Source organism: Pseudomonas sp. B21-023 (assembly GCF_024749165.1).
In the GTDB taxonomy this organism is placed as follows: Bacteria; Pseudomonadota; Gammaproteobacteria; order Pseudomonadales; family Pseudomonadaceae; genus Aquipseudomonas.
Genome location: NZ_CP087190.1, coordinates 3,914,594 through 3,940,742, shown reverse-complemented (window position 1 = coordinate 3,940,742; position 26,149 = coordinate 3,914,594). Strand labels below are relative to the sequence as shown.

Below are 26,149 nucleotides of genomic sequence, written 5' to 3'. Positions count from 1 at the left end.
GCTCCCCTGACAGGAGAGCGCCATGCTGATAGTTGCCGACGAGAATATCCCGCTGCTCGATGCCTTCTTTGCCGGTTTCGGTGAAATTCGCCGTTATCCCGGCCGGGCCATCGACGCCGACTGCGTCAAGGACGCCGACGTGCTGCTGGTACGCTCGGTGACTCGCGTCGATCGGCAACTGCTTGAGGGCAGTCGGGTGGGCTTCGTCGGCACCTGCACCATCGGCACCGATCATCTCGACCTCGAGCATTTCGCCGAAGCCGGTATCCACTGGAGCAGCGCGCCGGGCTGCAACGCCCGTGGCGTGGTGGATTACGTGCTGGGCAGCCTGCTGACCCTGGCCGAGCTCGAGGGGGCCGACCTGGGCAAGCGCGTCTATGGCGTGGTCGGCGCGGGTGAGGTCGGCGGGCGGCTGGTGCGGGTGCTGCGCGGCCTCGGTTGGAAGGTGCTGGTGTGCGACCCGGTGCGCCAGGCCAGCGAGACCGGCGATTTTGTCGATCTCGATAGTGTCCTCGCGCAGTGTGATGTGATCAGCCTGCACACGCCGCTGCAGCGTGGCGGCGAGCACCCGACCTGGCACCTGCTCGATCAGCCGCGCCTGGCCCGCTTGCGCGCAGGCGCCTGGCTGATCAACGCCAGCCGTGGGCCTGTGGTGGACAACGCGGCCCTGCGCGAACTGCTGCTGGATCGCGAGGATCTGCACGCGGTGCTTGATGTGTGGGAGGGAGAGCCGCAGGTGGACCTGCAACTGGCTGACCTGTGCACCCTGGCCACGCCGCACATCGCCGGCTACAGCCTGGACGGCAAGCAGCGGGGCACGGCGCAGATTTACCAGGCCTTCTGCCGCTGGCGCGGGGAGCCCGAGCAGGTGCGCCTTGCCGACCTGCTGCCGGCGCCGGGCCTTGCGCGGATCGAGTTTGACGCGAGCGCGGATTCGGCTTGGGCATTGGCCACCCTGTGCCGGGCGGTCTACGACCCACGTCGTGACGATGCCGATTTCCGTCGCAGCCTGAGCGAAGATCCGCTCGAACAGCGTGCGGCGTTCGACCTGCTGCGCAAACACTACCCGGTAAGGCGTGAGATCGAGGGGCTGGCGGTGGGTGTACGTGGGGAGGCGCCGCAGCTGGCGCAACTGGTCAGTGCGCTGGGGGCGGTGCTGGCCTGAGGCTCGGCCACTAAAAACCCGGCGCAAGCGCCGGGTTGCACGCAATTCAGGGGTCAGGTCTTGCGGGTTTTCTCGGCCCGGCTGGCTTCCAGGTCCTTGCAGGCCTTCTGGATCATCTGCTCGGTGATGGGTACCTCGCGGCCCTGGGCATCGATGATCGAGCCGCAGACCTGATGTTGCGCAGGGGGCTGGGTCTTGGGCGTATCGGTGTGCTGCAAGCTCATGTCCTGTCTCCTCTTTCAGGTTCAAGCTCAAGGTATCGCTTCGCCGTGACTGGTCTGTGACAGCTTTTCGGCTTCATGCTGGATCAGTCCACCAGAAAGCGCGGCAAAGCTCCAGTCACACTTTAGAACGAATGGGCATAGCCACTGCCGCTCCGTCCGGGCATGGGACGACCTCGCATTCCCAGGCGTTGCATAGCACCGACGAGTGGTAGTCTGCTACCAATCCCCTGTGGAACGACCTTTGCCATGTCCGATCCGATCTCTCCCCGCCAACGCCGCGCCCTGCACCTGGGCTGGCAGTTCGTGCGACCCTATCGCCGCCAGGCGCTGCTGGCCTTGCTGGCGCTGGTGGTCACTGCCGCCATCACCCTGTCCATGGGGCAGGGGATCCGCCTGCTGGTCGATCAGGGCTTCATGACCGGCTCGGCGCACCAGCTCAACCAGACCATTGGCCTGTTCCTGCTGCTGGTGCTGGCCCTGGCGGTGGGGACGTTCGCCCGCTTCTACCTGGTGTCGTGGATCGGCGAGCGCTGCGTGGCCGATATCCGCCGGGCGGTGTTCGACCACCTGGTCGGCCTGCACCCGGGTTTTTTCGAGGACAACCGCAGTTCGGAGATCCAGTCGCGGCTGACCGCCGACACCACCTTGCTGCAGTCGGTGATCGGCTCGTCGCTGTCGATGTTCCTGCGCAATGCGCTGATGGTGGTCGGCGGGGTGATCCTGCTGTTCGTCACCAACCCCAAGCTGACCAGCATCGTGGTGCTGGCCCTGCCCCTGGTGCTGGCGCCGATCCTGCTGTTTGGCCGGCGCGTGCGCAGCCTGTCGCGGCAGAGCCAGGACCGGGTGGCCGATGTCGGCAGCTATGTCGCCGAGACCCTTGGCCAGATCAAGACGGTGCAGGCCTACAACCACCAGGCGCGTGACCAGGCACTGTTCGGCGACACCGTGGAGGCGGCGTTCGATGTGGCGCGCCGTCGCATCGCCCAGCGCGCCTGGCTGATCACCCTGGTGATCGTGCTGGTGCTTGGCGCAGTGGGGGTGATGCTCTGGGTCGGCGGCATGGATGTGATCGCTGGACGTATCTCCGGCGGCGAGCTCGCCGCGTTCGTGTTCTACAGCCTGATCGTCGGCAGCGCCTTTGGCACCCTGAGCGAGGTGATTGGCGAATTGCAACGGGCCGCCGGTGCCGTCGAGCGTATCGCCGAGCTGCTGGCGGCGCAGACGGCGATCCTGGCGCCGTCACAGCCGGCGGGATTGGCGCACGGGCGCGCCAGTGGCGACATCGAACTGCGCGAGGTGCGCTTCGCCTACCCGTCACGGCCCGCGGTGGCGGCCGTCGACGGCCTGAGCCTGCATATCCGTCCCGGCGAGACCGTGGCGCTGGTTGGGCCGTCGGGGGCCGGCAAATCGACCTTGTTCGACCTGCTGCTGCGGTTCTACGATCCGCAAGGTGGCGCGATTCTGCTCGATGGCCAGCCGATCACCGGTCTGGCGCCTGCCGACCTGCGCCGCCAGTTTGCCCTGGTGGCCCAGCAACCGGCGTTGTTTCGCGGCACGGTCGAGGCCAACATCCGCTATGGTCGGCCCGAGGCCAGCCTGGCCGAGGTCGAGGCGGCGGCGCGCGGTGCCCATGCCCATGAGTTCGTCATCCAACTGCCCCAGGGCTATCAGACACTCTTGGGTGAAGGGGGCGTGGGCTTGTCCGGTGGTCAGCGTCAGCGCCTGGCGATTGCCCGGGCGCTGCTGGTGGATGCGCCGATCCTGCTGCTGGACGAAGCCACCAGCGCGCTGGACGCGCAAAGCGAGTATCTGATCCAGCAGGCGTTGCCACAACTGATGGCCGGGCGCACCACGCTGGTCATCGCCCACCGCCTGGCGACGGTGCAGCATGCCGACCGCATCGCGGTGATCGACAAAGGCCGACTGGCGGCAGTCGGGACCCATCGACAATTGATCGAGCAAAGCCCACTCTACGCCCGCCTGGCAGCACTGCAATTCAACTCGGGCTGACCGTCTTTGCTGTCGCTGTTTTGTAACAATTCTGTAGCAATTGCCTGAGACTATCTGCCTCGGCTGTTGCGCAGGTGCTTGCCCTGGCTGCCATCGCCCGATGGCGGCGTTGATGGGGCAGCGAACGAGGACAAGGACGCCTCTGTCGGCGGTGCCGGCGTGCGCCGTTTCCCTCTTCCTTGTTCCGAGATCCGCAATCTTGCGTAAATCCCTCAGAGTGCAAATTCTCTCCCTGCTCGGTGGCAGCCTGTTGGCGATCCTGTTGATCGCCCTGGTGTGCTTCCAGTTCCTGTCGTCCAGTGTGCGCGGCTACGCCGAGTTGGTGGACGGACCCTTGCGTGCCTCGCAGCTGATCGACGAAGCCAACCTGCAGTTCAAGATCCAGGTGCAGGAGTGGAAGAACGTGCTGCTGCGTGGTCGCCAACCCGCGGAGCTGGACAAGTACTGGCAGCAGTTCCAGGCCCGCGAGCAGCAGGTGCAGCAATTGCTGGGGCAATTGATCGACAGCAGCGATCCGGCTCTCAAATCGCGTCTGGAGCAGCTCAAGGCCAGCCACCGCCAGCTGGGTTCGGCCTACGAGCAAGGGCGCCAGGCATTCCTGGCCGCCGGTGGCGACCCGGTGGCCGGCGACCTGGCGGTCAAGGGGGTGGACCGCGCCACCAGCGACCAGATGAGTGCACTGGTGGAGCAACTGCGCGCCGATGCCCACGGGCGTGCCGACGCCATCAGCGCCAGCGCCGAGCGCACGGTGTGGTTGGGCGTGCTGGTGATGCTGGCCTCGGCCGTACTGGTCGGGCTGTTCAGCCTATGGCTGGTCAACCGCAGCCTGGTCGAGCCGATTCGCCAGTTGATCGACTACGTCGCCCAGCTCAGCCAGGGGCGTTTCGCCGCCCGGGTCGACAGCCGCCGCGAGGATGAACTCGGACGCCTGGCGCTGGCCGCCAACACCCTGCGCGATTTTCTTGCCGACACCGTTGGCCGGCTCAAGGACAACGCCGAGGAACTGGAGAACGCCAGCGGTCAGCTCAGCCGTATTGCCGGCGACATGGCTCACGGCACCCATGATCAGTTCCAGCGTACCGACCAGGTCGCCACGGCCATGCACGAGATGTCCGCCACCGCCCAGGAGGTGGCCCGCCATGCCGCCGATGCCGCCCGCGCGGCGGACGAGGCCGACCACAGCGCCCAGGCGGGCGAGCAGGTCATGCAGCGCACCATCGACACCATTGCCGCGGTCAACCGCGAGATTGCCGGCACCGCCGCGGTGATTCGCCACCTGGAAAACGACAGCACGCGCATCGGCAAGGTGCTTGAAGTGATTCGCGGCATCGCCGAACAGACCAACCTGCTGGCGCTCAACGCCGCCATCGAAGCCGCCCGTGCCGGCGAGGCCGGGCGTGGCTTCGCGGTGGTGGCTGATGAGGTGCGCAGCCTGGCCCAGCGCACCGCGGCCTCGATCGCCGAGATCCACCAGATCATCGAGGCGGTGCAGTCGGGCGCGGTGGAGGCGGTCAAGGCCATCGAGAGTGGCCAGCAGCGCAGCGAGGAGGGCGCCGAGCAGGTGCAGCAGGCCGGACAGATGCTGCAGCGCATCACCACGGCGGTGGAGGCGATCCGCGACATGAACCGCCAGATCGCCACCGCCGCGGAGGAGCAGACCAGCGTCGCCGAGGATATCTCGCGCAACCTGGTCGAGATCACCCGCATCGCCACCGCCAACCAGCAGGCGGTGCAGCACACCGAACAGGCCGGACAGCGCCTGCACGGACTGTCGGGTCAGTTGGGCGAAGTGACTTCCCGCCTGACCGCCTGACGGTAGTGCGGGGCCGCTTCGCGCCCCATCGCCGGCAAGCCGGCTCCCACAGACGATCTCTATTCTCCGTGGGAGCCGGCTTGCCGGCGATGGGGCGCGAAGCGGCCCTTAGGGGGAATTCCGCCAACCTGCCAGGCAAAGCGCCTGTTTAGCTGGCGGATTGCCGCCACCAACCCGACAGATCCCGTTGCGACAGCCCTGACCCACTGGCCCAGAGCAACCTGGCACACTCCCTGCTTTACGGCGCCCCGGGCCAAGGCCCGAGGCGATCGTGCCCCGATTTCGCGAAACTCCTGCCAACCACAACAACAACCGGGCGTGCACACCGGGGGCAACGACTGCCAATCCTTCACTTCAATTGGATTGAGCTAATGAAAAAAATCCTGCTGACGCTCCTGTGCCTGAGTGTCATCGGCTGCTCCAAGCCCGCGGAGCCACAAAAGTCCGTCGATGTGCTGCTGATCGGCGGCGGCATCATGAGCGCAAGCCTCGGGACCTACCTCACCGAACTGGAACCGAACTGGAAAGTCGACGTCTACGAGCGCATGGACCAGGTCGCCGAAGAGAGTTCCAACGCCTGGAACAATGCCGGTACCGGCCACTCGGCGTTCTGCGAGCTGAACTACACCAGCGTCGGCAAGGACGGCAGCATCGACATCAGCAAGGCGGTCAACGTCAACGAACAGTTCGAGGTGTCCAAGCAGTTCTGGGCCTACCAGGTCGAGCAGGGCGTACTGAGCAACCCGCGATCGTTCATCAACAACGTGGCGCACATGAGCTTTGTCTGGGGTGACGAGAACGTCGCCTTCCTGCACAAGCGCGTCGAGGCTTTGCAGCACAGTTCGCTGTTCCGCGGCATGGAGATCACTGAGGATCACGAGCAGATCCGCCAGTGGGTGCCGCTGGTGATGGAGGGGCGCGACCCCGGGCAGAAGGTGGCCGCGACCCGCATGGCCATCGGTACCGACGTGAACTTCGGCGAGATCACCCGCCAGCTGTTTGCTGCCATGACCCGCAACCCGAACGTGCAACTGCACCTGGGTCATGAAGTGCGCGACATCGTGCGCAACGACGACGGCAGCTGGAATGTGGTGGTGGCCGACCTGGCCAAAGGTGGCAAGGAGTCTGCGGTCAAGGCCAAGTTCGTCTTCATCGGCGCCGGTGGCGGCGCGCTAAAGTTGCTGCAGAAGTCCGGCATTCCGGAAGCCGAGGGCTATGCCGGCTTCCCGGTCGGTGGCCAGTTCCTGATGACCGACAGCGCCGACCTGGTCGCCCGCCACAAGGCCAAGCTGTACGGCAAGGCTTCGGTCGGCGCGCCGCCGATGTCGGTGCCGCATCTGGACACCCGGGTGATCGATGGCAAGGAGGTGCTGCTGTTCGGCCCGTTCGCGACCTTCTCCACCAAGTACCTCAAGCACGGCTCGTTGCTGGGCATGTTCAGTTCGCTGACCACCCACAACATCAGCCCGATGATGCATGCCGGCATCGACAACATCGACCTGAGCACCTACCTGATGGGCCAGCTGATGCTCAGCTTCGACGACCGCATGGCGGCCCTGCGCGAATACTTCCCCAACGCCAAGAACGAAGACTGGCAGCTGCTCCAGGCCGGTCAGCGCGTGCAGGTGATCAAGAAGGACCCCGTGCACGGTGGCGTGTTGCAGTTCGGTACCGAAGTGGTGGCCGCCGAGGATGGCAGCATCGCCGCGCTGCTGGGCGCCTCGCCCGGTGCCTCGACCGCCGCGCCGATCATGCTCAGCGTGCTGGAGAAGACCTTCAAGGATCGGATCAAGAGCGCCGAGTGGCAGGCCAAGCTCAAGGAAATCGTGCCGACCTACGGCCAGAAGCTGAACAATAATCTTGAGTTGACCAACAAGACCCGCGAATGGAGCAGTGCGCGTTTGCAGCTGCTGCATGTGCCCGTGTTGCCGGAGTAATCGCACAAGCGTGGGGGCGGGCTGGCCTGCTCCCACCAGTGACTGGCTTTTTCGCGGGCAACAAAAAACCCGCGCAAGGCGGGTTTTTTGCAGGATTTGGTCGGAGAGACAGGATTCGAACCTGCGGCCTTCTCGTCCCGAACGAGACGCGCTACCTGGCTGCGCTACACTCCGATGTCCGAAATGCTACTGCATCGATTTTTTCAACGCAACCCCTTGTTGCAAAAAGGAGTTGCGCCAAAAACGCAGGGCTGGATCACAGCTCCTTGACGGTACGGATCTGGTCTTTGTTGATGCGCGTGCGCTTGCCGTCGAGCTGTTCGAATTCGTAGAAGCCGGAGTCGTCGTCATACGAAGGGGTGTCCACCGCCTGGATCTCGCGGCCGTCGTTCAGGGTGATGACGGTTGGCGAGGCGCAGCCGGCGAGGGCGCCCAGGCCCAGGGCAAGCAGGAAGGCGGGAAGGGTCCGTTGGATCATCGTGTTTCTCCAGTGCGATGGTGCTAGATGTCATTAAGACGCAGGGCGTCCACGCAAGTTCCTTGCACAGTGCAGCATAGCGCCATCGTGCTGGCATTGACCAAGAACAACGTCGCGGTCTGGGCGCCGTGGCCTGTGATATAACAGCGCACATTCCCTGTTCCCCTGCGACGGACTCCCATGAAAGCCAAGGCAGATACCCCTTTTGTAGCGCTGAACATCGCCGTGCTGACGGTCAGCGATACCCGTACCTTCGACACCGATACCTCCGGCCAGCTGTTCGTCGATCGCCTGAGCGCCGCCGGCCACCGCCTGGCCGAGCGCGTGCTGCTCAAGGATGACCTGTACAAGATCCGCGCCCAGGTCGCGACCTGGATCGCCGATGACCAGGTGCAGGTGGTGTTGATCACCGGCGGCACCGGCTTTACCGGGCGCGACAGCACTCCGGAGGCCGTGGCGTGCCTGCTGGACAAGCAGGTCGAGGGCTTTGGCGAGCTGTTCCGGCAGATCTCGGTGGCCGACATTGGCACTTCCACCGTGCAGTCCCGCGCCCTGGCAGGCCTTGCCAACGGCACCCTGGTCTGCTGCCTGCCGGGCTCGACCAATGCCGTGCGCACCGGTTGGGACGGTATCCTCGCCGAGCAGCTGGATGCCCGCCACCGGCCGTGCAACTTCGTGCCGCACCTGAAGCAGGCAGCGGCCTGTGACAGCCGTGGTTGAGGTAGCCCGGCCGTTGATGCCGATGGAAGAGGCCTTGCAGCGCCTGCTGGCGCTGGCCGAGAAGTCGCCCATCGCCGAGACCGAACACGTCGCGCTGGCCGAAGCCGAAGGGCGCGTCCTGGCCCATGAGCTGGTGGCCGGCCTCGACCTGCCGCCGTGGCCCAACAGCGCCATGGACGGCTACGCACTGTGCCTGGCCGACTGGCAGGGCGAACCGCTGCGGGTGACCCAGCGCATCTTCGCCGGCCACGCGCCACAGCCCCTGGAGCCGGGCACCTGCGCACGGATCTTCACCGGCGCGCCGCTGCCCGAAGGCGCCGATTGCGTTGAGATGCAGGAAAACACCGAAGTGCTCGAGGATGGCCGGGTACGGTTCCTCGAACCCCTGGCACTGTCACAGAACGTTCGCCCCAAAGGCCAGGAAACCCGTGTTGGCGAACAGGTGATGAGCGCCGGCACGCGGTTGGGGCCGATCCAGCTCGGGCTGGCCGCGACCCTGGGTTTCGGCACCCTGCAAGTGCGGCGCCGGCCACGGGTGGCGGTGCTGTCGACTGGTGACGAGCTGGTCGAGCCGGGCCTGCCGCTGGGGCCCGGGCAGATCTACAACAGCAACCGGCGCCTGCTGGTCAGTTGGCTGCAACGCCTGGGCTGCAAGGTGGTGGACGCCGGGATCCTGCCCGACGACCTCGAACGCACCCGCCAGTGCCTGGCCGGGCTGGGCGATGTCGACCTGATCCTGTCCACCGGTGGTGTGTCGGTGGGCGAGGCCGATTTTCTTGGCCTGGCCCTGCGCGAAGCGGGCGAACTGGCGCTGTGGAAGCTGGCGATCAAGCCGGGCAAACCGCTGACCTTCGGCCATTACCAGGGGGTACCGGTGATCGGCCTGCCGGGCAACCCGGCCTCGACGTTGGTCACTTTCGGCCTGCTGGCGCGGCCCTACCTGCTGCGGCGGTTGGGTGTGCAAAATGTCGCGCCGCTGCGTTTCAGCGTGCCGGCGGGTTTCGATTGGCCCAAGGCCGGTACGCGGCGCGAATTCCTGCGCGCGCGCATCGAGGATGGCCGGGTGCGCATCTACAAGAACCAGAGCTCCGGTGTGCTGCGCAGCGCCGCCTGGGCCGATGGGGTGGTGGAGGTGCTTGAAGGCAGCACGCCACGGCAGGGGGACCCCGTGGCATTCATCCCGTTCAGCGAGCTACTTGGCTAGCACGCCGCCGGGGGCGCCTGCGCCTGCTGGCGCCAGCTGGGTCAGGCGCATGTGCACGTTCTCCAGCTGCTGGGCGGCAACGCTCCAGTCATGGCGCTGGCGGGCGAACTGGCGCCCGGCCTCGCTGAGCTGGCACATGCGCCACGGCTGGTTGAGCAGTTGCGTGACCAGCAGCGCCAGCTGGCCGCTGTCGTCGCTGCCCAGGTAGTGTTCGCCATTGTTCATGGCCAGGCCCGAGGCGCCCTTGCTGGTGGTGATGACCGGTAGCCCGGCGGCCATGGCCTCGAGGATCTTCACCTTGGAGCCACCGGCGTGGCGCAGCGGCGCGAAGAACAGCGCCGAGCGGCGCTGCAGCTCGCGCAGGTCGGGGCGGTAACCTACCCATTCGATGCGCGGGTCGTTCCAGTGCAGCTTCCAGCTGGCCGGCAACGCGTGCCCGGCAATGGCCAGGCGCACCGCCGGGTTGCTCATCCATACCTGGGGCAGGATCTCCTCCAGCGCCCACTCGATAGCCTCCAGGTTGGCGCCGTACTCGAAATTGCCAACGAACAGCAGGCGCTGGCTGTGCAGGGTGGGGCGCACGTCCTGATAGTGGTCACAGTCCACGCCATTGACCACCACATTCACCGGGCGGCCGCTGATCTGGCCGATCAGCTCGGCATCCTGGGCGCTGACCGCCACCACTTCGGTGGGCTGGCGCAGCACCCGTTGTTCCCAGCGCCGATAGCGCCAGCGGTCGAAGGCGTTCAGCGGGCGCAACCACAATGGCAGGCGGTCATGGCAGGCGGCGCCCATCACCGACTCCAGGTAATGCTCGCTGAGCATGTAGGGCAGGCCCCGGGCCTGCAGGGCCCTCTCGAACGGTTGGAAGCTGTAGCTGTGCTCGATCTGGATCACATCCCAGGGTTCGTCCAGCAGTTGCTCGAAGCGGTGCCGCAGGCAAGGTGCCAGGCCATTGATGATGGCCCGCATGGGGTAGTCGATGATGGGTGAGGCGAGCAGGTTCAGCGGGCTGTTCAGTGGCCGCCTGGGGAGCACGATCAGGCGTTCCACCAGGGGTTCCAGGGCTTCGCGCGCGGTGTCGCTCAACGGGATCTTCGACTGCACCAGCAAGGTAATCCGGTGGCCATGCTGCGCCAGGGCGCGCAGCAGGTGGTATTGCCGGGTCTTGCTGCCGCTGGTGGTGGGCCAGGGCAGGTAGGGCAGGGTCCAGAGTATGCGCATGAGCCCGAATCCTCGCGGTTGGCCGGGTGTCGGCCCTGGATGGCAAAAACGCGCCCTTTGGCAGTCAGGCAGGTGCTGCTGCCGCCGGGGCGCGTCCATAGATATCAGTAAAGCGTACGATGTCGTCTTCGCCCAGGTATTCGCCGCTCTGCACCTCGATCATCACCAGGTCGATGACCCCGGGGTTGGTCAGGCGGTGGCTGCGCCCGGGCTTGATGAAGGTGGACTCGTTGGTGTCGAGCAGGAACTCCTCCTGGCCATTGGTCACGCAGGCCATGCCGCTGACCACGATCCAGTGCTCGCTGCGATGATGGTGCATCTGCAGCGACAGCGATTCGCCAGGGCGGACCATGATGCGCTTGATCTTGAACCGTGGCCCTTCCTCGAGCACCGTGTACAGGCCCCAGGGGCGGGTCACGGTGCGGTGCAGGCGGTAGGCGTCATGGCCCTGGCGCTTGAGCTGCTGGGCGATCACCTTGACTTCCTGGCTGCGCGCGGCATCGGCGATCAGCAGGGCGTCGGGGGTGTCGATGACGATCAGGTTGTCCAGGCCGACCGCGCCGACCAGGCGCCGTGGCGAGTCGATGTAGCAGTTGCGCACGTCTAGCAGCACGGTTTCGCCGTTGCAGTGGTTGCCCTGGCCGTCGGCCGGGCGCAGCTCACGTACCGCTTCCCAGCAGCCGATGTCGCTCCAGCCGATGTCGCACGGCACCACGGCCACCTGGGCGGACGGTTCCATGAGGGCATAGTCGATGGAGATATCCGGCACCAGGGCGAAGCGGTCGGGGTCGAGTTCCACCTGCCGGCCGCCCGTGCCCTCCTTGACCTGGCTCTGTTCCAGGCAGTCGGCCACGCTGCGCAGGACCTCAGGGGCATGGACTTGCAACTCCTGCAGCACGGTGCCGACACGCAGGCAGAACATGCCGGCGTTCCACAGGTGCCGACCACCGTCGAGGTAGCCCTGGGCGGTGTCGGCGTCGGGCTTTTCGACGAAGCGGGCGACCTGGTAGCCGCCGTCAGTGATCGGCTGGCCCTGCTCGATATAGCCGAAACCCGTTTCGGCACGGGTCGGTTGCAGGCCGAAGGTGGTCAGCCAACCTTGTCCGGCCAGTGCCAGGGCCTGCCCGACGGCCGCCTCGAAAGCGCCCTGGTCTTGAATCAAATGGTCGGCGGGCAGCACCAGCAGCAGGCTGTCTTCGCCGTGCAGGCGGGCGCAGTGCAGTGCAGCGGCGGTAATGGCAGGGGCGGTGTTGCGACCCAGGGGTTCGAGAATGAAATCGAGGGCCACGCGTGCTGCACCGACCTGGCGATATTCGTCTTGGGTGCGGAACACCACTTCGCGGTTGGTCACCGTGAGCACCCGCTCGACCCGGGCAGGCTGCTGGCGCGGCTGAAGGTCTTCTGCAGCAGGCTCATGCCGTCGGGCAGGCGCATGAAGGGCTTGGGCATCGCTTCACGCGAGACCGGCCACAATCGGGTGCCGGCGCCGCCAGCGATGATGCAGGGGATCAGAACGCTCATAGTCACAACCTCGAATCGGTGCGCTGTGGGCAGCGCAATGCAAGGGAATCACGACCTGTCAGGCGTCTGGCGGCGCAAAGTCAATAAAATGACTTTTATGAGCGGCATCTTCCATGAAGGCCAAATATTTGTCGAATGATGCGCCTGTCACGAGCGGCTTTCAATGGCAATTGCATGAAACGGTGGTTTTTGGGCGAGGCATGCAGCAATCCGTGCGCGTTCATGGTCGAGATTGCAGTAGGGTATTTGTGTACCTGTTTCCGGGAGGGCGACATGAGCGAGCGCAAGGCATTGCTGATCCTGCATGGCAAGCAGGCCACCAACGAAGACGTGCGAGCCGCGGTGGGTCAGCTGCGTGAGCGTGGCTGGAAGCTGGATGTGCGCCTGACCTGGGAGGGCGGTGATGCCCAGCGCCTGGTCGAGGAGGCTCTGGCGGCGGGCTATGCTCACGTGGTCGCCGGCGGCGGTGATGGCACGTTGCGCGACGTGGCCGAGGCCATGGGGCTGGCGGCTACCCAGGCCAGCCTGGCGCTGCTGCCGCTGGGCACGGCCAACGACTTCGCCAAGGCGGCCGGTGTGCCGCTTGAGCCGCAAGCGGCCCTCGACCTGTTGGAGGTATCGGCACGGCCGATCGATCTGGGCCGGGTGGGTGAGCAACTGTTCCTGAACATGGCTACCGGCGGATTCGGCACCCAGGTCACCGCCAATACCTCTGAAGACCTGAAGAAAGTGCTGGGCGCCGCGGCCTACCTGTTCACCGGGCTGTCGCGCTTCAGTGAGCTGCAGGCGGCCTCGGTCGAGCTGCAGGGCCCCGGGTTCCAGTGGCAGGGCGAGTTGCTGGCGCTGGGCATCGGCAATGGTCGCCAGGCCGGCGGCGGGCACGTGCTATGCCCCGAGGCGAGCGTGGACGATGGCCTGCTGGACGTCGGCATCCTGCCGGCGCCCCAGGAGATGGCCGGGGCTTTGCGCGATCTGTTGGCCGGTGAGGGGTTGTTCGTGCGCGCCCGCTTGCCATGGGTGGAGATCAAGGGCGCCCAGGGGCTGGACATGAACCTCGACGGCGAGCCCCTGCAAGCGGCCAGCCTGCGTTTCGAGGCCGTGCCCAAGGCGCTGCGCGTGCACCTGCCGGCGGATTCGCCATTGCTCAGTCGTCCAGGCTGATGATCTTCTCGCGCACGGCGAACAGCACCAGGCCCGCCACATCGTAGATCTGCAGGCGCTTCATGATCTGCGAGCGATGGGTTTCCACGGTCTTGATCGACAGGCCCAGGCCGCCGGCGATCTCCCGGGTGGATTTACCGCGCACGATCAGGCGCAGGATCTCCAACTGCCGGGCGGTCAGGTTGTGGTGGCCTTCGTTGTTCGATTGACGGCCGCTCTGGGCGCGCAATAATGCCTGGTTGATCACGGTGTGGGCGATGGCCGGGCTCAGGTAGCGTTCGTCGTTGCGCAGGGCGGTCAGTGCCTGCTCCAGTTCGGTGGCCGTGGTGTCCTTGAGCAGGTATCCATGGGCGCCGCTCTCCAGGGCGCGCATGATCAGCTCCGGGTCGGTGTGCATGGACAGGATCAGCACCTTGCAGGTGCAGCCGCTTGCCCGTAGCTGCGTGAGAGCGTCCAGGCCGCTGGTCGAGCGCATGGAAATATCCAGCAGGACGATGTCTGGCGCGAGACGCCGGACGTGCTCCAGCAGTTGGCCACCATCGTCGGCCTCGCCAATCACGGTGTAGCCGGGGATGTCCGATACCAGGGCCCTGACGCCTGCGCGAATCAGGGAATGGTCGTCCACCAGCAATAATCTACAGGTCATCGGGAGCGGGAGTCCTGGCACGTTCTTGGTTGCGGGGTGGCCATGGGAAGAGGGCGTCGATCCGGGTGCCCTGGCCGGGCTGGCTGGTGATGTTCAGGCTGCCCTGCAGCGCTGTCACACGTTCCTGCATGCCAGCCATGCCGCGCAGGCCGCTTTCTGCTGGCGTCTGCGCCGGCACGAAGCCGCCGCCGTCATCCTGGATCGACAGCGCCAGGCCGGCTGAGGTGCGCTGCAGGCGGACCACCAGATTGCGTGCGTGTGCGTGGCGGAGCATGTTGGTGACCGCTTCCTGGGTGATGCGAAAGGCCGCCATGGTCACCTCTTCGCTGATGCCGCCCAGGCGTTGGTTGCATTCAAGACTCCAGTGCACCTCGGTGTTTTCCAAGGTGCGCAGCAAATGCGCGCGCAGGCTCGCCTCCAGGCCCAGGCTGGCCAGTTGTCGAGGATTGAGAATGGTGGAAACGTCGCGCACGTTGCCCAGCGTATGGTCCAGGGTGCTGCGCAAGGTAGCGCAGTGCTCCTGCAGGTCCGCCGGCACCCGGCGTTGCAGCCAGTCGACCTGCAGCTTGGCGGCGGTCAGCAGTTGACCGATATCGTCATGCAGTTCACGGCTCAGGCGCTGACGCTCGCTCTCTTGCACCTTGAGCATGCGCGTGGCCAGTTCCGCCGGGCGCAGGTTGATCGAGCGCGCCCAATGGCGCAGGTGCCAGCCGACGCCGATCATCGCCAGCAACTGGAGCAACAGCAAGCTGGCCGACAATGGCAGGGTGCGCAGGTACACCACCAGGTTTGCCGCCAGCGATGCAATGCACAACAGCGTGGTCGTCCAGCGGAGCAGGGCAACTCTGGAGCGGCAACGCTGGAGGAACTTCAAGCGTGGGAGCATAGATAGGGAAGCCACTGAGTTATTGCAGTTGAGGGCATTGCACATGCCTGGCCAGAGGTGCTGGTGCCGTGCATTCAATCAAGCACCGGGCACGTATCCAATCACCCGATAGTCTGGGTGCGCATGTTCGAACGTGCGCATGTTATCACTTTGATTGAATTTGGTCGCGGGGGGATAACTGCTTGAAACCTCGGATTTTCCGGGCTGTGGCGGGTCTGGCGGGCAAGGCGCTGGCTAGCATAGTGCCATTATTAAAAGATGTTTCCAGTGCGCCTCGATCAACTAAAAACCAGCGGGCAAAAACATTTGGAAATACTTGCCAAACTTTTCAAGTTAAACCCTGAGTGAGTTTAGTTGCCGCGCATTTAGTCGGGTTAATGATGGCGGTCGGCTGCACTGAGGCTTTGCTCTGCAAGCGCATCCTGGGCGTGGGGGTGGGCGCAGAACGTGCCGGCTTCCTGGCAATCGGCACACAGTTGCGATGCCGGCTGGCCCAGGGTGGTGGCGAGCTCGGCCAGCAGGCGTCGTTGCTCCTCGGTGTCCATGTCCAGGCGGCCGGTCTGCGGGTCGAGCAGCTCCAGTTGCCAGTCCAGCAGGGTCAGGCAGGCCGCAAGCGCGGGCAGGCTGGTACCGTGCAGGTGCTGCTGGGCGCACGCGGGCGCGAGCAGTCGTTGCAGGGCCAGGGCATGGTGGGCCACTTCGAGCAGGTCGAGCGCGACTGCTCGTCGGGCGAGAGTGTCGAGTGCGGCATTGAGGCTGTGGCAGGCATCCGGATCGTTGGTGATCAGCTCCAGGTGCTGCAGGCATTCCTGGGACCTGGCCAACAGGACCTGCGCATCCTGCAAAAAGGCCGCCACGGCGGCGTTGTGCAGTGGAGTGCTATCCATCATGGCGCCCCGTCTTCAGGGATTGGCCGTACCAAGATGATCGCTCGCAAAAGCCTGACTCCGTTCATGCAGTGAGAATGGCGTCACATTAATGGCTAATGGATATTGCGAACATCAGGTTGGACCCGATTGCCACTAGGGGTTTCCCTGATGGGGTTTTCAGGCGGGTCGTTCGTTGCGAGCGACGGGCATGGCAGGATGTGGCAGCAGTAAAGCATGATGGTAAAGTGATATCAATCACCCCGCATGGCTTTTTCCATCAGGGGTCAAGCTGTGCCCGTGTCCGCCGATACAGGGGGATGCATTCACTTTTTCCCGACTCACGCCTGGGGGCTTCCAATGGCTGGCATTCTCGACACGGTAGACCAACGCACGCAACTGGTGGGTGAGAACCGCCTGGAAATCCTCATGTTCCGGCTGGCCGGCCGGCAGTTGTTCGCCATCAACGTGTTCAAGGTCCAGGAGGTGCTGCAACTGCCCAAGCTGACCCTGATGCCGCAGCGCCATTCGTTCGTCTGTGGCGTGGTCAACCTGCGCGGCCAGACGCTGCCGGTCATCGACCTGTCCCAGGCAATCGGCATGCGTCCGCTGCAGCCGGGGCCAAACAGCACCATCATCGTCACCGAGTACAACCGCTCGGTGCAGGCGTTCCTGGTGGGGGGCGTGGATCGTATCGTCAACATGAACTGGGAAGCCATCATGCCGCCGCCGGCCAGCGCTGGCCGCCAGCACTACCTCACGGCGATCACCAAGGTCGACGAGCAACTGGTGGAGGTCATCGACGTGGAGAAGGTGCTGGCCGAGATCGTGCCCTACAACGCCAAGGTCTCCCGCGACAAACTCGAAGACCCGGTGCTGGCCCGCGCCCGTGGCCGCGAGGTGCTGCTGGTGGACGACTCCACCGTGGCCCTGGCGCAACTGCGCGATACCCTCTCGCAACTGGGGGTCAAGCTGCATGTGGCCAGCGACGGCCTCAAGGCCCTGCGCCTGCTCAAGGGTTGGGCGGACGCAGGGGAGAATGTCTGCGAGAAGTTGCTGATGGTCTTCACCGATGCCGAGATGCCCGAGATGGATGGTTACCGGCTGACCACCGAAATCCGCAACGACCCGCGCTTGCGTGGCCTGTACGTGGTACTGCATACCTCGCTGTCGGGCAGCTTCAACGAATCCATGGTCAAGAAGGTCGGTTGCGACAACTTCCTGTCCAAGTTCCAGCCCGATCGCCTGGTGGATGTGGTGCGTCAACGCCTGAGCCTGGACGACGCCACGGTGTAACGGCTGTACCGATCCGGTATAAGCTTGGCCTTTCGACTGGCGCAAGGTGGCAGGGATGTTTCTCAGTGCGTTGTATCGGTACCCGGTGAAATCGGCGCAGGCCCAGCGCCTGCAGGCGTCGGTTGTCGGCAACCTGGGCCTGGACGGGGACCGGCGCTGGCTGGTGGTGGAGCAGGAGAACGGCCGCTTCCTGACCCAGCGCGCCTGGCCGGGGCTGGGGCAGGTTGGCGCCAATTACGGCGAGCAGGGCCAACTGCTGCTCCAGGCGCCGGGGCAGGCACCCTTGGAGGTACCGGTACCGTCCGCCGACGAGGCCCTGCGCGGTATCACCATCTGGCGCGACACCTTGCGCGTGCCCGATGCCGGCGATGCCGCCGCAGCCTGGCTCAGCGAGCTGCTGGGCAAGGCGGTAAGGCTGGTGTACTGCCCCGAGCAGCGGGCCCGCTACCTGCCCAGCGGCTACGGCCTCAACAGTGACCGGGCAGCCTTTCCCGATGGTTTCCCCCTGCTGTTGATCGGCCAGGCCTCGCTGGATGAGTTGAGCCGTCGGGTGGGGCGCCCGATGGAGATGCTGCGTTTTCGCCCGAACCTGGTGGTCGAGGGGGCCGAGGCCTTTGCCGAAGACCGCTGGAAGCGCATCCGTATTGGCAACATGACCTTCCGCGTGCTCAAGCCGAGCGTGCGCTGCATCCTCACCACCCTCGATCCCGCCACGGGCGAACGCAGCCCGGACCGTGAGCCGTTGACCACGCTCAAGACGTTCCGCGAAAAGGAAGGGGATGTGCTGTTTGGCCAGAACCTGGCGGTGGATGGCGAGGGGGAGCTGAAGGTGGGGATGGCGGTTGAGGTTATCGAGTAAGGCAGGGCAAGTGTGATTGTGTGAGGGCTGCAAGGTGCTGGGCGATAGTCTTGCAGCGTTTTCGAAATCGAGCGCCGCCCGCGCGGCGCATCGCTGGCAAGCCAGCTCCCACATCTATTTCGGGCCAATCACTCCTGTGATGTTATCGCTGCCCGCCTTGGCGCATGTCTTGAGACAGGTGGGGCGGCAGTGGTGCCCACGCTGAAACCGCGTCGTACAAACAAGGCGTACAGCCGCGTCGGCGCAGACGTAATTGGACCGAAACAAATGTGGGAGCTGGCTTGCCAGCGATGCGCCGCGCGGGCGGCGCTCGATCTCGTAGGCGCTGCAGCGCCCTCGGCGAACGATCACATATCGTCGAAATACCGCTCATGCCAATCCACCAGCGGCTGCGGTGAATTGAGCTTCTGCCCGTAGATGACCGAATACGACAGCACGTTCTGCACGTACTGGCGCGTCTCGTCGAACGGAATCGATTCGACCCACACATCGAAACTCAGGTGCTTGGCGCCCTTGAGCCACTGGCGTACGCGCCCGGGGCCGGCGTTGTAGGCGGCCGAGGCCAGCACGCGGTTACCGTTGAACTGGCTGTGCACCTGGCTCAGGTAGGCAGCGCCGAGCTGGATGTTCTTGTCCGGGTTGAAGACCTGGGCCGGCGAAGCCAGCGGGATGCTGAACTTGCGCGCGGTTTCCTTGGCGGTGCCCGGCATCAGCTGCATCAAGCCGCTGGCGCCGACGCTGGAACGGGCGTCTTCCATGAAGGCGCTTTCCTGGCGGGTGATGGCGAATACCCAGCTCGAATGCAGGCCGCGAACCTTGGCTTCGCGCACCAGGGTGTCGCGGTGGGCCATGGGGAAGCGGATGTCCAGGTCGTCCCAGTACTGGGCCTGGCTGATGGTGCGGATGGCCGGGAAGTACCAACGCATGTCGTAGGCCAAGCGGGCCTGGGCGACCATTTCGTCACGGTTGAAGTGGCGGCTGACGTGGTACCACTCGCGGCGTCCCTCGACAATCTGGCCACGGGCGTGGAACTCCAGTGCGCGGCGGATGCCGGGGGTGTTGCGGACCTTGTTGGTTATCGCTTGGCTCAGTGCCAGCGGCTTGTTGTTCAGCTGGTAGGGGGTCTGCGCCCGGTCGGCGGCGAGGAAGCCATAGAAGTCGCGTTCGCGGGCGACGGTCTTGTACAGCAGCGGGACCTGCGGGTTGTTCGGCTGGGCCAGCTCCAGGCTGCGCGCCTGCCAGTACTTCCAGCGGTTACTGCTGGCCAGGTCCTGGGGCAGGCGCTTGGTCAGTTCGTAGGCTTCTTCCCAGCGGGCCAGGCGCAGCAGCAGGCGCAGGCGCCATTCGCTGACAGTGTTGTCGCGCAGCTCCGGGTCGTAGCGGGTCATCAGGTCGAGGGCGCGCGGGTCGTAGCGGCGGGCCAGGGTCAGGCCGATCTCGCGGGCGATGGCGACCTTCTCGTCACGGGAGAAGTGCATGCGCTGGGCATAGTCGTCGAGCAGCGCCATGGCCTGCTCCGGGTTCTGCCGGGCCAGGCGACGAAGGCCAAGGCTGACTACGTCGGACATGGCCTCGTTGACGGGCGTGAAGCGCGAAGGCTGGTTGAGCAACTCGGGCTTCTGCGCCACGTCAATCAGCAGCTTGCCCTGGGGGGCGAGGGTGGTGAGGGTTTTCACCAGATTGTTCGCAAGCCCATAGTTGCGCGCCTGTGCCGCCAGTTTGGCGCGCTGCCAGCGCTTGGCCTCGGTCAGCTGACCTTCGGCGGCCCACATGGCGAACAGGGTGTCGCAGGCCGTGGGCTGGGACTTGCCGACGTTCCACAGCTTCTCGGCGCTGGCGAAGCCTTCGGCACGCTGGCCGTGGGAGAGCTGGTACTGGCCGTTGAGGCAATCCAGTTCGGTGAAGTTGAGCTTGGGGTCGTAATAGCGGGTGAAGGTGTTCCATTCGCCGCGCTCGGCCAGCCAGCGCAACCAGCGCAATTTCATCCAGTTGGCCTGGGGCAGGTCGCCATGGGCCTTGAGGAAACCCTCGATCTCCTCGTTGCTGGCGCTCTTGAGGCGGGCGGTCAGCTCGTCGTAGGTGAGGTAGGGCGTGAGTGGGTAATCGCGCAGCGCCTGCGCGTAGCGCAGGTAGGGGCCCTTGTCGCCCTTGGCCAGGGCGCGCTTGGCCTCGTCGTAGTATTGACGTTGCTGGGTGAGGTCGGCGGCCTGTGCGACGCTCGCGGCGAGGGTGGTCAGCAACAGGCAGGAAGCAATTTGTAACAGGCGGCTGCGCATGATACGTCCGGGCAGTGGAACCATGGAAAGTGACGGCGGAGCCAGCACTGTTGAGTATTACTGCTTAGCTTAGCCGTTTGCCGGTGGCCGGCGAAAGCACTGTGCTTGTATCGAGTTGTTATCCGACGCCCTGTCGCGGCAACGGGCTTTTGATGCCGTGAAGGGGTAAGTCAGGTAGAATGCGCGCCCGGTTTTTGGAGATGATCATGACCCTGCTCAAATTCAGCGATGTGTCCCTCGCGTTCGGCGCCATGCCGCTGTTGGACAAAGTGTCCTGGCAGATCGCCCGTGGCGAGCGGGTGTGCATCATCGGCCGCAACGGCACGGGCAAGTCGAGCATGCTGCGCCTGGTCAAGGGCGAGCAGAAGGGCGATGACGGCGATATCTGGCGCGCCCCAGGCCTGAAGATTGGCGAGCTGCCGCAGGAGCTGCCGGTGGCCGACGAGCGTAGCGTATTCGACGTGGTGGCCGCCGGCCTTGACGGCGTCGGCGAGCTGCTGGCGCAGTTCCATCACCTGAGCCAGAACATCCACGGCGACGAGGATCTGGAAAAGCTCATGCACGTCCAGCACGAGCTCGAGGCCCGTGACGGCTGGCGCTTGCAGCAGGTGGTCGAAAGCACCCTGAGCCGCCTGCAGTTGCCGGCCGACAAGACCCTGGCCGAGCTGTCCGGCGGCTGGCGCCGGCGCGTGCTGCTGGCCCAGGCGCTGGTGTCCGAGCCTGACCTGCTGCTGCTCGACGAACCGACCAACCACTTGGACATCGGCGCCATCGCCTGGCTGGAAGAGGCGCTCAAAGGCTTCGGTGGCGCGGTGCTGTTCATCACCCACGACCGTTCCTTCCTGCAGAACCTGGCCACGCGCATCCTCGAGCTGGACCGTGGCGGGCTGATCGACTGGAACGGCGACTACGCCAGCTTCCTGGTGCACAAGGAGGCCGAGCTGGCCGCCGAGGCCACTGCCAACGCGCTGTTCGACAAGCGCCTGGCCCAGGAGGAAGTGTGGATCCGACAGGGCATCAAGGCCCGACGTACCCGCAACGAAGGCCGCGTGCGCGCGCTCAAGGCGCTGCGCGTGGAGCGCGGCGAGCGCCGTGAACGCCAGGGCAAGGCCAATATCCAGATCGAGGTGGCGGACAAGTCCGGCAAGCAGGTGATGGTGTTGGAGGACGTCAGCTTCGCCCACCAGAATGGACCGAAGCTGGTCAAGGACTTCTCCATGGTGCTGCAGCGCCAGGACCGTATCGGCCTGCTCGGTGCCAACGGCACCGGCAAGACGACCCTGCTCAAGCTGATGCTGGGCGACCTGGAGCCCACCAGTGGCAAGGTCGAGCGTGGCACCAAACTGGAGGTGGCCTACTTCGACCAGATGCGCCATCAGCTGGACCTGGAAAAGACCGTCATCGACAACCTGGCCGAAGGCCGCGATTTCATCGAAATCGATGGCCAGAACCGCCATGTGCTCAGCTACCTCGGCGACTTCCTGTTCAGCCCGCAGCGTGCGCGTACACCAGTCAAGGCGCTGTCCGGGGGCGAGCGCGCGCGCCTGCTGCTGGCCAAGCTGTTCAGCAAGCCGGCCAACCTGCTGGTGCTGGACGAACCGACCAACGATCTCGACGTCGAGACCCTCGAACTGCTCGAGGAGGTGCTGTCGAACTACAAGGGCACGGTGCTGATGGTCAGTCACGACCGGGCCTTCCTCGACAACGTGGTGACCAGCACTCTGGTGTTCGAAGGTGAAGGGCGCGTGCGCGAGTACGTCGGTGGCTACGAGGACTGGATCCGCCAGGGCGGTTCGCCGAAGCTGCTCGGCGTGACCGAAAGCAAGGGCGGCAAGTCCGAGCTCAACAGCGCCGTGGTGCAGGCGCCGGTGGAGGAGGTGGCGCCGCTTGCCGCTGCTACGCCTGCGGCCGATGCCAGCAAGAAGAAGCTCAGCTACAAGCTGCAGCGTGAGCTGGAAATGCTGCCGGGGCAGATCGATGAGCTGGAACGGCGGATGGCCGAGGCACAGGAAGAAGTGAGTGCGGCGGGCTTCTATCAGCGGCCGATTGCCGAGACTGCGGCGGTGCTGGCCAAGATCGAGAAGCTGCAGGGCGAGCTGGACGTGCTGGTGGAGCGCTGGGCCGAGCTGGAAGGCTGAAGCCATCGCGGGACAAGCTCGCTCCCACGCAGCCCTGTTTGACGGGCTTTGTGGGAGCGGGCTTGCCCCGCGATGAAAGTATTACTCGGCCTTCTTCTGCAACCGCACCGCCAACACATCGCACGGCGCGCCGTGCAGCACGTCGTTGGCGGTGGAGCCCAGCAGCAGTGCCAGGCCGTGGCGGCCATGGCTGCCGACCACGATCAGGTCGCACTTCTGATCCTTGGCCAACTGGTGGATTTCCTGGCGCGGCTGGCCGTAGACCAGGTGCGAGTCGCCGCGATTGATATCCGGGTATTTGTTGTACAGGCGCTCCATGCGTTCCTTGGCCTGGTCGAACTGTTGCTGCTGCAACTGCGACAGGTCCATGGGCACGTCGCCGCCGAAGGCCATGGCCATGGGTTCGACGATATGCACCAGGGAGACCTTGGCGCCGGTGGGTTCGGCGAGTTTCATGGCGCGCTTGATCACCGGATCGCATTCTTCGGTCAGGTCGACGGCGACCAGAAGATGTTCATAGTGCATGTGCAGTACTCCTGACAATCGCGATAGTAGAAGTATGGTCGCTTTCGCGCGGGGCGTTCGTGAAACCTGACTAACCCGCTCATTTGCAACGCTTTATAAGGTCTACAGATATGACGGTATGGCTGGTGGTGTCAATCCTTGCGCTGATTCTCAGCCCGTTGGCCTGGTTGCGCCCCTCGCGCAAACAGAGCGAGCAGATGAGCCTGCGCCTGGAGGGGCGCCGCATGGGGCTGGCCATGCAACTGGCGCCGCAACAGTGGCCGCACTGGCTGCTAAACGAGCCACCCAGCCCCTGCCCGCAGTACCACCGGGCGCGGCGTAAGGGGCGCGCTGACAACTGGTGCTACTGGCAGATCACCCCCGGCGTGTGGTGGAACCAGTGGCGCGAGCCTTGCGAGGATAAACGCCTTGCCGAGGCCTTCGCCCGCCTGCCGGCAACGGTCTACAAGGTCGAAGCCGACAGTCGCATGATTGCGCTGTACTGGAGCGAGCGGGGCGACAAATCTGTTTTGCAGGATATTGCCCAGACCCTCGAAACCCTCGCCTGAACCCGTGTGACGCAAAACGGCGCACAGGAGCAAACATGCTCCTGTGCGCCGTTTTGCGTTTGTGCGTGCAAGCACAGGGCCAGGCAGGCCGGAAATACTTTCAATCAGTCGCAGTGTAGCCATCCTGGCCGGATGCGTTTAGAAAAAAAGCACGTCTGCCATTGGGGTGGCCTATCGCTGACATGAATGGAGGGCGATCACTGTCATCATTTTTCGTACCCGGAGGGTAGAAGATGACTGGAAAGTCGCGTTTTCACGGCCTTCGCGAGTATTTGACAACGCGGTTCTTTTCGGGGAATGTGTGCACACCCAAGTCAAACGGGCGTATGAATTGAGCGTTTGTATGTCAGACGGCTCTTACAGAATCCCGATTAGCGCGTCGACGGGTGTGCCTGGGGCGAGGGGCCGGTAGACCGGCTCTCGTTGCCAGCGATCGACGTGTACTGTTCAGCTTCCATATCGTGGAGATCAGTTGATGATTTACGAAGGTAAAGCCATCACGGTTAAGGCTCTTGAAAGCGGCATCGTCGAACTGAAGTTCGACCTCAAGGGTGAGTCCGTCAACAAGTTCAACCGTCTCACTCTGAACGAGCTGCGTCAGGCCGTGGACGTGATCAAGGCCGATGCCTCGGTCAAGGGCGTGATCGTCAGCAGTGGCAAGGACGTGTTCATCGTCGGCGCCGACATCACCGAGTTCGTCGACAACTTCAAGCTGCCCGAGGCCGAACTGGTCGCCGGCAACCTGGAAGCCAATCGCATTTTCAGTGACTTCGAAGACCTGCAGGTGCCGACCGTCGTCGCCATCAACGGCATCGCCCTGGGCGGCGGCCTGGAGATGTGCCTGGCCGCCGACTACCGGGTCATGTCCAACAGCGCCAAGATCGGCCTGCCGGAAGTCAAGCTGGGCATCTACCCAGGCTTTGGCGGCACCGTGCGCCTGCCGCGCCTGATCGGCTCGGATAACGCCATCGAGTGGATCGCCTCCGGCAAGGAAAACCGCGCCGAGGACGCCCTGAAAGTCGGCGCCGTCGATGCCGTGGTCGCCCCTGAGCTGCTGCAGGCCGGTGCCCTGGACCTGGTCAAGCGCGCCATCAGCGGTGAGCTGGACTACAAGGCCAAGCGCCAGCCCAAGCTGGAAAAGCTCAAGCTCAACGCCATCGAGCAGATGATGGCTTTCGAGACCGCCAAGGGCTTCGTTGCCGGCCAGGCCGGCCCGAACTACCCGGCGCCAGTCGAGGCCATCAAGACCATCCAGAAGGCCGCCAACTTCGGCCGTGACAAGGCCCTCGAGGTCGAGGCCGCAGGCTTCGCCAAGCTGGCCAAGACCTCGGTCGCCGAGAGCCTGATCGGCCTGTTCCTGAACGACCAGGAGCTCAAGCGCAAGGCCAAGGCCCATGACGAGATCGCTCACGACGTGAAGCAGGCCGCCGTGCTCGGCGCCGGTATCATGGGGGGCGGCATCGCCTACCAGTCGGCGGTCAAGGGCACGCCAATCCTGATGAAGGATATTCGCGAGGAAGCCATCCAGCTGGGCCTGAACGAGGCCTCCAAGCTGCTCGGCAAGCGCGTCGAGAAAGGGCGCCTGACCCCGGCCAAGATGGCCGAGGCCCTCAACGCCATTCGCCCGACCCTGTCCTACGGTGACTTCGGCAACGTCGATATCATCGTCGAGGCCGTGGTCGAGAACCCGAAGGTCAAGCAAGCCGTGCTGGCTGAAGTGGAAGGCCAGGTGAAAGAGGATGCGATCCTCGCCTCCAATACCTCGACCATCTCCATCAACCTGCTGGCCAAGGCGCTCAAGCGTCCGGAAAACTTCGTCGGCATGCACTTCTTCAACCCGGTGCACATGATGCCGCTGGTGGAAGTCATCCGTGGCGAGAAGTCCAGCGACGTGGCCGTGGCCACCACAGTGGCCTACGCCAAGAAGATGGGCAAGAACCCGATCGTGGTCAACGACTGCCCGGGCTTCCTGGTCAATCGCGTGCTGTTCCCGTATTTCGGCGGCTTCGCCAAGCTGGTCAGCGCAGGCGTCGACTTCGTGCGCATCGACAAGGTGATGGAGAAGTTCGGCTGGCCGATGGGCCCGGCCTACCTGATGGACGTGGTCGGCATCGACACCGGTCACCACGGCCGCGACGTGATGGCCGAAGGCTTCCCGGACCGCATGAAGGACGAGCGTCGCTCGGCCGTCGACGCCCTGTACGAGGCCAACCGCCTGGGCCAGAAGAACGGCAAGGGCTTCTACGCCTACGAGACCGACAAGCGCGGCAAGCCGAAGAAAGTCGCCGACGCCAGCGTGCTCGACGTGCTCAAGCCGGTCATCTTCGAGCAGCGTGAAGTCACCGACGAAGACATCATCAACTGGATGATGGTACCGCTGTGCCTGGAAACCGTGCGCTGCCTGGAGGACGGCATCGTCGCCACCGCCGCCGAAGCCGACATGGGCCTGGTCTACGGCATCGGTTTCCCTCCCTTCCGCGGTGGCGCGCTGCGCTACATCGATTCGATCGGGGTCGCCGAGTTCGTCGCACTGGCCGACAAGTACGCCGACCTGGGGCCGCTGTACCACCCCACTGCGAAGCTGCGCGAAATGGCCAAGAATGGCCAGCGCTTCTTCAACTGAGCGCCCACGAGCTAGAGCGAGAATATTGA

20 protein-coding genes, 1 tRNA gene and 2 pseudogenes are annotated in these 26,149 nt (G+C 64.8%); 13 read left to right on the top strand and 10 right to left on the bottom strand.

The window, feature by feature from the left end; all coding sequences use genetic code 11:
• Positions 1–22 precede the first annotated feature (22 nt).
• Entirely contained in the window at positions 23–1,165 is a 1,143-nt protein-coding gene (gene pdxB / locus LOY42_RS17680; protein WP_258598635.1) for a 4-phosphoerythronate dehydrogenase PdxB, read from the top strand.
• Positions 1,166–1,218: 53 nt separating this feature from the next.
• Here pdxB and LOY42_RS17675 read toward each other — a convergent pair whose 3' ends face one another.
• The gene (locus tag LOY42_RS17675) at positions 1,219–1,389 is read right to left on the bottom strand and encodes a PA1571 family protein (RefSeq protein WP_173862435.1); all 171 of its coding nucleotides are present in this window, start codon (positions 1,387–1,389) and stop codon (positions 1,219–1,221) included.
• A 246-nt stretch (positions 1,390–1,635) separates the two neighbouring features.
• Here LOY42_RS17675 and LOY42_RS17670 point away from each other — a divergent pair, with 246 nt between their 5' ends.
• From LOY42_RS17670 to mqo, 4 genes and pseudogenes are all read left to right on the top strand, one after another.
• Entirely contained in the window at positions 1,636–3,399 is a 1,764-nt protein-coding gene (locus tag LOY42_RS17670) for an ABC transporter transmembrane domain-containing protein (RefSeq protein ID WP_258598632.1), read from the top strand.
• 100 nt (positions 3,400–3,499) lie between these two features.
• Positions 3,500–4,279, top strand: a pseudogene (locus tag LOY42_RS26685) (methyl-accepting chemotaxis protein); the annotation flags it as partial.
• Between the two features lie 165 nt (positions 4,280–4,444).
• Positions 4,445–5,212, top strand: a complete 768-nt coding sequence (locus LOY42_RS26680) for a methyl-accepting chemotaxis protein (protein WP_372241246.1) — start codon at positions 4,445–4,447, stop codon at positions 5,210–5,212.
• Between the two features lie 371 nt (positions 5,213–5,583).
• Positions 5,584–7,149 carry a malate dehydrogenase (quinone) gene (gene mqo / locus LOY42_RS17660; RefSeq protein ID WP_258598630.1) on the top strand — a complete coding sequence of 522 codons (1,566 nt, stop codon included), beginning with the start codon at positions 5,584–5,586 and terminating at the stop codon, positions 7,147–7,149.
• Between the two features lie 97 nt (positions 7,150–7,246).
• Here mqo and LOY42_RS17655 read toward each other — a convergent pair.
• A tRNA-Pro gene (locus tag LOY42_RS17655) sits at positions 7,247–7,323 on the bottom strand.
• 82 nt (positions 7,324–7,405) lie between these two features.
• Complete coding sequence (locus tag LOY42_RS17650) at positions 7,406–7,627, bottom strand: YgdI/YgdR family lipoprotein (protein ID WP_023632528.1); 222 nt, start codon at positions 7,625–7,627, stop codon at positions 7,406–7,408.
• Positions 7,628–7,807: 180 nt separating this feature from the next.
• Between LOY42_RS17650 and moaB the strand changes: the two genes are divergently transcribed.
• Together moaB and glp are read left to right on the top strand one after the other, a co-directional pair.
• Complete coding sequence (gene moaB / locus LOY42_RS17645) at positions 7,808–8,347, top strand: molybdenum cofactor biosynthesis protein B (protein ID WP_046856412.1); 540 nt, start codon at positions 7,808–7,810, stop codon at positions 8,345–8,347.
• Positions 8,331–9,551 (top strand): gephyrin-like molybdotransferase Glp, encoded by a 1,221-nt coding sequence (gene glp / locus LOY42_RS17640; protein WP_256659318.1) that lies wholly within the window; start codon positions 8,331–8,333, stop codon positions 9,549–9,551. Before moaB ends, glp begins: the two co-directional genes overlap by 17 nt.
• On the opposite strand, the gene LOY42_RS17635 is transcribed toward glp, so the two are convergent.
• A complete protein-coding gene (locus LOY42_RS17635) occupies positions 9,540–10,775 on the bottom strand; it encodes a glycosyltransferase family 4 protein (protein WP_139672417.1) in 1,236 nt (411 codons plus the stop codon). The genes glp and LOY42_RS17635 overlap by 12 nt on opposite strands.
• Before the next feature lie 64 nt (positions 10,776–10,839).
• Positions 10,840–12,296, bottom strand: a pseudogene (locus LOY42_RS17630) (mannose-1-phosphate guanylyltransferase/mannose-6-phosphate isomerase).
• Between the two features lie 273 nt (positions 12,297–12,569).
• Here LOY42_RS17630 and yegS point away from each other — a divergent pair.
• On the top strand, positions 12,570–13,457 hold the full coding sequence (gene yegS, locus LOY42_RS17625; protein ID WP_139672411.1) for a lipid kinase YegS: 888 nt from the start codon (positions 12,570–12,572) through the stop codon (positions 13,455–13,457).
• Here yegS and LOY42_RS17620 read toward each other — a convergent pair.
• The 3 genes from LOY42_RS17620 to LOY42_RS17610 all read right to left on the bottom strand — a co-directional run bounded on the left by LOY42_RS17620 (position 13,441) and on the right by LOY42_RS17610 (position 15,876).
• Positions 13,441–14,103, bottom strand: coding sequence for a response regulator transcription factor (locus LOY42_RS17620; RefSeq protein WP_139672407.1), 663 nt, complete (start codon positions 14,101–14,103; stop codon positions 13,441–13,443). The genes yegS and LOY42_RS17620 overlap by 17 nt on opposite strands.
• On the bottom strand, positions 14,093–14,989 hold the full coding sequence (locus tag LOY42_RS17615; RefSeq protein ID WP_139672404.1) for a sensor histidine kinase: 897 nt from the start codon (positions 14,987–14,989) through the stop codon (positions 14,093–14,095). Before LOY42_RS17615 ends, LOY42_RS17620 begins: the two co-directional genes overlap by 11 nt.
• A 374-nt stretch (positions 14,990–15,363) precedes the next feature.
• A complete protein-coding gene (locus LOY42_RS17610; protein ID WP_139673188.1) occupies positions 15,364–15,876 on the bottom strand; it encodes a histidine kinase in 513 nt (170 codons plus the stop codon).
• Between the two features lie 339 nt (positions 15,877–16,215).
• On the opposite strand from LOY42_RS17610, the gene LOY42_RS17605 reads away from it, so the two are divergent.
• Entirely contained in the window at positions 16,216–17,151 is a 936-nt protein-coding gene (locus tag LOY42_RS17605) for a chemotaxis protein CheV (RefSeq protein ID WP_102683145.1), read from the top strand.
• 55 nt (positions 17,152–17,206) lie between these two features.
• A complete protein-coding gene (locus LOY42_RS17600) occupies positions 17,207–18,010 on the top strand; it encodes an MOSC domain-containing protein (protein ID WP_139672401.1) in 804 nt (267 codons plus the stop codon).
• A 347-nt stretch (positions 18,011–18,357) separates the two neighbouring features.
• Here the strand turns inward: LOY42_RS17600 and LOY42_RS17595 are convergent, their stop codons facing one another.
• Entirely contained in the window at positions 18,358–20,286 is a 1,929-nt protein-coding gene (locus tag LOY42_RS17595) for a transglycosylase SLT domain-containing protein (protein ID WP_102683147.1), read from the bottom strand.
• Between the two features lie 206 nt (positions 20,287–20,492).
• Between LOY42_RS17595 and LOY42_RS17590 the strand changes: the two genes are divergently transcribed.
• Positions 20,493–22,424 (top strand): ATP-binding cassette domain-containing protein, encoded by a 1,932-nt coding sequence (locus tag LOY42_RS17590; protein WP_102683168.1) that lies wholly within the window; start codon positions 20,493–20,495, stop codon positions 22,422–22,424.
• An 81-nt stretch (positions 22,425–22,505) separates the two neighbouring features.
• Here the strand turns inward: LOY42_RS17590 and LOY42_RS17585 are convergent, their stop codons facing one another.
• Entirely contained in the window at positions 22,506–22,949 is a 444-nt protein-coding gene (locus LOY42_RS17585) for a universal stress protein (RefSeq protein WP_139672398.1), read from the bottom strand.
• 110 nt (positions 22,950–23,059) lie between these two features.
• Between LOY42_RS17585 and LOY42_RS17580 the strand changes: the two genes are divergently transcribed.
• Positions 23,060–23,497: a hypothetical protein gene (locus tag LOY42_RS17580; protein WP_139672395.1), complete on the top strand. Its 438-nt coding sequence runs from the start codon at positions 23,060–23,062 to the stop codon at positions 23,495–23,497.
• A gap of 475 nt (positions 23,498–23,972) precedes the next feature.
• Positions 23,973–26,120, top strand: a complete 2,148-nt coding sequence (fadB, locus tag LOY42_RS17575) for a fatty acid oxidation complex subunit alpha FadB (protein ID WP_258598622.1) — start codon at positions 23,973–23,975, stop codon at positions 26,118–26,120.
• Positions 26,121–26,149: the final 29 nt, after the last annotated feature.

What these genes read in the sequence shown, in the direction of transcription:
- pdxB (WP_258598635.1), top strand. Translation starts at nt 23, where the DNA reads ATGCTGATAGTTGCCGACGAGAATATCCCGCTGCTCGATGCCTTCTTT.
- LOY42_RS17675 (WP_173862435.1), bottom strand. Translation starts at nt 1,389, where the DNA reads ATGAGCTTGCAGCACACCGATACGCCCAAGACCCAGCCCCCTGCGCAA.
- LOY42_RS17670 (WP_258598632.1), top strand. Translation starts at nt 1,636, where the DNA reads ATGTCCGATCCGATCTCTCCCCGCCAACGCCGCGCCCTGCACCTGGGC.
- LOY42_RS26680 (WP_372241246.1), top strand. Translation starts at nt 4,445, where the DNA reads ATGGCTCACGGCACCCATGATCAGTTCCAGCGTACCGACCAGGTCGCC.
- mqo (WP_258598630.1), top strand. Translation starts at nt 5,584, where the DNA reads ATGAAAAAAATCCTGCTGACGCTCCTGTGCCTGAGTGTCATCGGCTGC.
- LOY42_RS17650 (WP_023632528.1), bottom strand. Translation starts at nt 7,627, where the DNA reads ATGATCCAACGGACCCTTCCCGCCTTCCTGCTTGCCCTGGGCCTGGGC.
- moaB (WP_046856412.1), top strand. Translation starts at nt 7,808, where the DNA reads ATGAAAGCCAAGGCAGATACCCCTTTTGTAGCGCTGAACATCGCCGTG.
- LOY42_RS17635 (WP_139672417.1), bottom strand. Translation starts at nt 10,775, where the DNA reads ATGCGCATACTCTGGACCCTGCCCTACCTGCCCTGGCCCACCACCAGC.
- yegS (WP_139672411.1), top strand. Translation starts at nt 12,570, where the DNA reads ATGAGCGAGCGCAAGGCATTGCTGATCCTGCATGGCAAGCAGGCCACC.
- LOY42_RS17620 (WP_139672407.1), bottom strand. Translation starts at nt 14,103, where the DNA reads ATGACCTGTAGATTATTGCTGGTGGACGACCATTCCCTGATTCGCGCA.
- LOY42_RS17615 (WP_139672404.1), bottom strand. Translation starts at nt 14,989, where the DNA reads ATGCTCCCACGCTTGAAGTTCCTCCAGCGTTGCCGCTCCAGAGTTGCC.
- LOY42_RS17610 (WP_139673188.1), bottom strand. Translation starts at nt 15,876, where the DNA reads ATGGATAGCACTCCACTGCACAACGCCGCCGTGGCGGCCTTTTTGCAG.
- LOY42_RS17605 (WP_102683145.1), top strand. Translation starts at nt 16,216, where the DNA reads ATGGCTGGCATTCTCGACACGGTAGACCAACGCACGCAACTGGTGGGT.
- LOY42_RS17600 (WP_139672401.1), top strand. Translation starts at nt 17,207, where the DNA reads ATGTTTCTCAGTGCGTTGTATCGGTACCCGGTGAAATCGGCGCAGGCC.
- LOY42_RS17595 (WP_102683147.1), bottom strand. Translation starts at nt 20,286, where the DNA reads ATGCGCAGCCGCCTGTTACAAATTGCTTCCTGCCTGTTGCTGACCACC.
- LOY42_RS17590 (WP_102683168.1), top strand. Translation starts at nt 20,493, where the DNA reads ATGACCCTGCTCAAATTCAGCGATGTGTCCCTCGCGTTCGGCGCCATG.
- LOY42_RS17585 (WP_139672398.1), bottom strand. Translation starts at nt 22,949, where the DNA reads ATGCACTATGAACATCTTCTGGTCGCCGTCGACCTGACCGAAGAATGC.
- LOY42_RS17580 (WP_139672395.1), top strand. Translation starts at nt 23,060, where the DNA reads ATGACGGTATGGCTGGTGGTGTCAATCCTTGCGCTGATTCTCAGCCCG.
- fadB (WP_258598622.1), top strand. Translation starts at nt 23,973, where the DNA reads ATGATTTACGAAGGTAAAGCCATCACGGTTAAGGCTCTTGAAAGCGGC.